Below are 4470 nucleotides of genomic sequence, written 5' to 3'. Positions count from 1 at the left end.
GGGTGGGACGGGGCGGGGTGGGACGGGTGCGTGGGTTCGTGTCGGCGGCCGCGGCGTGCAGCCCGCAGGTCCGGTGAGCGCCGCCAGGTGGGGCGTGCCCGGTAGACCCCGTGTCAATTGCCGATCTTTCCCGGCATACACTCCTGGCGGTCCGCCGGTCGCAGGTGGTGCCGAGGAAGGGCTGGAATGAATATCGTCGAAGCGGTTTTTCTCGGTGCGGTCGAAGGGCTGACGGAGTTCCTCCCGGTCTCCAGCACCGGCCACCTGACGATCCTGGAGAAGGCGCTCGGCCACAAGATCGACGACCCGGACATCACCGCATTCACGGCGATCATCCAGGTAGGCGCGGTATTCGCCACCCTGCTGTACCTCCGGCGCGATTTCCAGCGCATCATCGCCGCCATGGCCCGGGGCCTGACCAGGCCAGAGTACCGTGATCACCCCGACTTTCGGTTTGGCACGGCGGTGATCGTCGGCTCCATTCCGATCGGGATCGTCGGTCTGCTCTTCAAAGATCAGATCGAGACCACACTGCGGAGCCTGTGGTTTGTCAGCCTGGCGCTGATCGGCTGGAGCGGGGTTATGGCCTACGCCGATCACGTCGCCACCCAGAAGCGGCACGAGGAGGACGTCACCTGGAAGGACACCCTGGTGATCGGCGTCGTCCAGTGCATGGCCCTGATTCCCGGGATCTCGCGTTCCGGTTCGACGATGTCCGCCGGCCTGTTCCGCGGAATCGACCGGGTCACGGTGACCAGGCTGTCGTTCTTCCTCTCGATCCCGGCGCTGTTCGCCGCCGCGCTGCTCCAGGTCGTGACCGAGTCGTCCAACATCGCCAACGGGGTCGGCTGGACGGTCACCATCACCGCGACCGTGGTCAGTTTCCTGACGGCCTACGTCGCGATCGCCTGGCTGCTGAAGTTCGTCGCGCGGCACAGCTACAGCGTCTTCATCATCTACCGCCTCGCCCTCGGATCGATCCTCCTCTTCCTGCTCGCGACGGGCCTCATCTCCCCGACCTGATCGGATCTGATCCGGCCTGATCCGAGTTGATCCCTGCCGCCCGGACGCGCTCAGGCGCCCTCGGATTTCTGGGAGCGCACGGCGGCGCGCAGCGCCGCGACGGCGGGACCGGCCACCGGCTCCATCACGGCAAGCCGGTGCCGGACGGCCCGCCGGGCCCGCCAGCTGCGAAGCGCACCGATCTCGCCCGCCCCGAGGAGCGCCGCCAGGCTGGCGGCGACCGGGTTGGCCCCGGCGCTCGAACCGACCCGCAGCACCTGGTCCACCGTGCCATGGAGCCGGCGCACCATGGCCCTGTCCCGCACGGTGACGACCGTCGAGGGGATGACTGCGAGGATCCGGCGATGCTCCACCCGGATCCAGTGCCCGGCTGCGAGCTCGTCCCGCACCGTCCGGACGGCCGCCCGCTGGTTCCTGTCCACCCAGTGCCGCCACTTGCGGGGCCGCGGCCGGGCGCTGATCTCCTCGGCCACGGCCGCGGACAGGGCGTCGAGGTCGGGCGCTCCCCGGCCCGGTGCCCCGGGCCGGGGGTGCCGACCGGCGCCGGACGCGGGCACGAGCCGGACCCGGCCTCGCTCGTCGGCGATCGCGCCCTGCTGGCGGAGCTCGGTGAGGGCGGCCGCCCGCAGCGCACGGCCGAGGTAGGGCGATCGGCGCATGCGATCGCGGTCCAGGTCGTAGGCCAGCAGAAAAAGCTGGCCTGGCAGGGACGAGGGTGGCTCCACGGTGGGCCTCCTACTGCTCCGACCGGCCCCGGCGGGTCGGCCGCGGGTTTCCTTCAGCGGTGTTCTGATCACGGTGGGTGAGGGTCCTCGGGTCCCGTCGAGCCGGAGTCGGGAATGTGGCCTTCGGGAATGCCGGCCTCGGCTTCGGGCTCGGGCTCGGTCCTGGTCTCGGCTTTGGTCTCGGTCTCGTTGCGGGGCCGGCCCCGCCGGGGGATGGCCCCGACGTCCCGGGGGAGCCGGCCGCGTGCGGCGAGCGCCGCGCGCAGCAGGTGCTCGATCTGGGCGTTGGTGCTGCGCAGCTCGTCCGACGCCCAGCGCGCCAGTGCGTCGTGCACGGCGGGATCGAGGCGCAGCAGAATCTTCTTGCGTTCGACCACGGCGTTTGCTGGCTCCGGGGCTCAGGAGTAGAGAGTTCCGGCGTTCACGACCGGTTGTGTGGACTGTTCGCTGCACAGCACCACGAGCAGGTTGCTGACCATGGCTGCCTTTCGTTCCTCGTCCAGCTCGATGATGTTCTCGCGGTCGAGCCGCTCCAGGGCTGCCTCGACCATTCCCACGGCACCTTCGACGATCTTTGACCGGGCCGCGACGACGGCGCCCGCCTGCTGACGGCGCAGCATCGCCTGGGCGATCTCGGGCGCGTAGGCGAGCCGGGTGATGCGGGACTCGATGATCCGTACACCGGCGGAGGCGACCCGCGTCGAGATCTCCTGGGCGAGCCGTGCGGTGATCTCCTCGGCGTTGTCGCGCAGCGACATGACCTCGGGCCCGGCGTCATAGGGGTAGCTGGTCGCGATGTGCCGGACCGCCGTCTCGGACTGGATGGCCACGAACTCGACGAAGTCATCCACCTCGAACACTGCCTGCGCGGTGTCCCTGACCTGCCAGACCACGACGGCCGCGATCTCGATCGGGTTCCCGTCCGCGTCGTTGACCTTGGCCACGCCGCTCTCGTGGTTGCGGATCCGGGTCGAGACCTTCCGCCGGGTCGTGAACGGATTCACCCAGCGCAGACCCGTGGTCCGCACGGTTCCGACGTACCGGCCGAACAGCGCGACGACGCGCGCCTCACCGGGGGAGACCGCTGTGAGACCGCACAGCGCGATGAGCACGGCAACGACGCCGAGTACGCCCACGACGACGAGGACGGCGCCCGGCGCGGCGTGGTCGCCGGCCGCGAGCACGATGCCCAGCACCGCGGCCGCGATGCTGACCAGCAGACCGACCAGCCCCGCCAGCAGCATGGCCAGGCCGGAGGCGTTCTTCGCGGGATGTTCGCCCACGCTCGGCGCGGGCATGTCGACGACGGGAGTGGGTCCGATCTGTGGTGTCTCGGTGGACATGCGTACCTCCAGGTGTTGCTGGGTGAGCTGGGCAGTGCTGGCCGGATGTGTCCGGCGGCGCGCGTCGCGAACCCGGCCCCGATATCAAAGTGATATCACTTTAACGGGTTACTATGGCGTCGTCCACGGGGTGGACGCGATGTGGAGGTGACCGGTGACGGACAGGCGTCTCGAGATCGACGGCGTGCGGAAGCGCTACGGAGAGGTGATCGCCCTCGACGGGATGACCTTTGACGTCCGGGCCGGGGAGCTGTTCGGGTTCGTCGGGAGCAACGGCGCGGGCAAGACCACCACCATGCGGATCGCGCTCGGGGTTCTCGCCGCCGACGCGGGCGAGGTCCGCTGGGCGGGCCGGCCGGTCGACCTCGCCGTGCGCCGCCGTATCGGGTACATGCCGGAGGAACGCGGCCTCTACCCGAAGATGAAGGTCCGTGACCAGATCGTCTATCTCGCCCGCCTGCACGGGATGCCGGCCGCGGCCGCCGGCCGCAGCGCCGAGGCGTGGCTGGAGCGTCTCGGGGTGGCGGCACGCCGCGACGACGAGGTCCAGAACCTCAGCCTCGGCAACCAGCAGAGGGTGCAGTTGGCCGCCGCGCTCGTCCACGAGCCGGAGGTCCTCGTCCTCGACGAGCCGTTCTCCGGGCTGGACCCAATGGCCGTCGACGTGATGAGCCAGGTGCTGCGGGAGCGGAGCGCCGCCGGGGTGCCGGTGGTGTTCTCCAGCCATCAGCTGGAGCTCGTCGAACGGCTCTGCGACCGCGTCGGCATCGTCGCGTCGGGGCGCATGGTCGCGTGCGGCGCGGTCGACGAGCTGCGGGCCGGCGGTGTCGAGCAGATCATCGTCGAGGTGCCCGGGGCCCCCTCCGGCTGGGCGCTGGACCTGCCTGGCGTCACCGTCCGGCACACCGAGGGCGATCGCACGGTCGTCGACCTCGCCCCTGGCGCGGACGACCAGGATCTGCTGCGCCGGGCACTGGCCGCCGGGCCGGTCCGGGAGTTCCGGCGCCGCCGGCCGTCACTGTCCGAGCTTTTCCGCTCCGCGGTGAGCGCGGGCGGCGCCGGTGTCAGCGGTGCGCCGGACGACCGGACGGCGGCGGCTGACCCGAAGGCGGCGGGTGCCCTGATGGCGGCCGGCGAAAAGACGAGAACGGTGGACGAGGGGACAAGGGCGTGAACCAGGAACCCGATCTCGGGCCTACCGGCGGCCTGCGGGCCGGTCCGGGAGTTCCGGCGCCGCCGGCCGTCACTGTCCGAGCTTTTCCGCTCCCGCAGCACCTGGCTCATCACGTCGACGGCCATTGGGTCCAGCCCGGAGAACGGCTCGTCGAGGACGAGGACCTCCGGCTCGGTGCGGACGCCGGCGGCCAACTGCCCCCTCA

Annotated in this window: 5 protein-coding genes and 1 pseudogene; 2 read left to right on the top strand and 4 right to left on the bottom strand. The window is 70.8% G+C overall.

Annotated elements, in window-relative coordinates; translation table 11 throughout:
• Positions 1–186 precede the first annotated feature (186 nt).
• Entirely contained in the window at positions 187–1023 is an 837-nt protein-coding gene (locus tag AB1460_RS35870) for an undecaprenyl-diphosphate phosphatase (RefSeq protein WP_018636620.1), read from the top strand.
• Between the two features lie 50 nt (positions 1024–1073).
• Here AB1460_RS35870 and AB1460_RS35865 read toward each other — a convergent pair whose 3' ends face one another.
• From AB1460_RS35865 to AB1460_RS35855, 3 genes are all read right to left on the bottom strand, one after another.
• On the bottom strand, positions 1074–1748 hold the full coding sequence (locus AB1460_RS35865) for a GOLPH3/VPS74 family protein (protein WP_368966907.1): 675 nt from the start codon (positions 1746–1748) through the stop codon (positions 1074–1076).
• A 68-nt stretch (positions 1749–1816) separates the two neighbouring features.
• Entirely contained in the window at positions 1817–2125 is a 309-nt protein-coding gene (locus AB1460_RS35860; RefSeq protein WP_368966905.1) for a hypothetical protein, read from the bottom strand.
• A gap of 21 nt (positions 2126–2146) precedes the next feature.
• Positions 2147–3091, bottom strand: a complete 945-nt coding sequence (locus tag AB1460_RS35855) for an SPFH domain-containing protein (protein WP_368966903.1) — start codon at positions 3089–3091, stop codon at positions 2147–2149.
• Positions 3092–3245: 154 nt separating this feature from the next.
• Here AB1460_RS35855 and AB1460_RS35850 point away from each other — a divergent pair, with 154 nt between their 5' ends.
• A complete protein-coding gene (locus AB1460_RS35850) occupies positions 3246–4265 on the top strand; it encodes an ABC transporter ATP-binding protein (RefSeq protein ID WP_368966901.1) in 1020 nt (339 codons plus the stop codon).
• A 77-nt stretch (positions 4266–4342) separates the two neighbouring features.
• Here AB1460_RS35850 and AB1460_RS35845 read toward each other — a convergent pair.
• Positions 4343–4470, bottom strand: a pseudogene (locus AB1460_RS35845) (ABC transporter ATP-binding protein); the annotation flags it as partial.

The organism is Parafrankia sp. FMc2 (assembly GCF_041008525.1).
GTDB lineage: Bacteria > Actinomycetota > Actinomycetes > Frankiales > Frankiaceae > Parafrankia.
This window is presented reverse-complemented; position numbering and strand designations above follow the sequence as displayed.

Coding starts and splice junctions, on each gene's coding strand:
- AB1460_RS35870 (WP_018636620.1), top strand. CDS start 187: ATGAATATCGTCGAAGCGGTTTTTCTCGGTGCGGTCGAAGGGCTGACG.
- AB1460_RS35855 (WP_368966903.1), bottom strand. CDS start 3,091: ATGTCCACCGAGACACCACAGATCGGACCCACTCCCGTCGTCGACATG.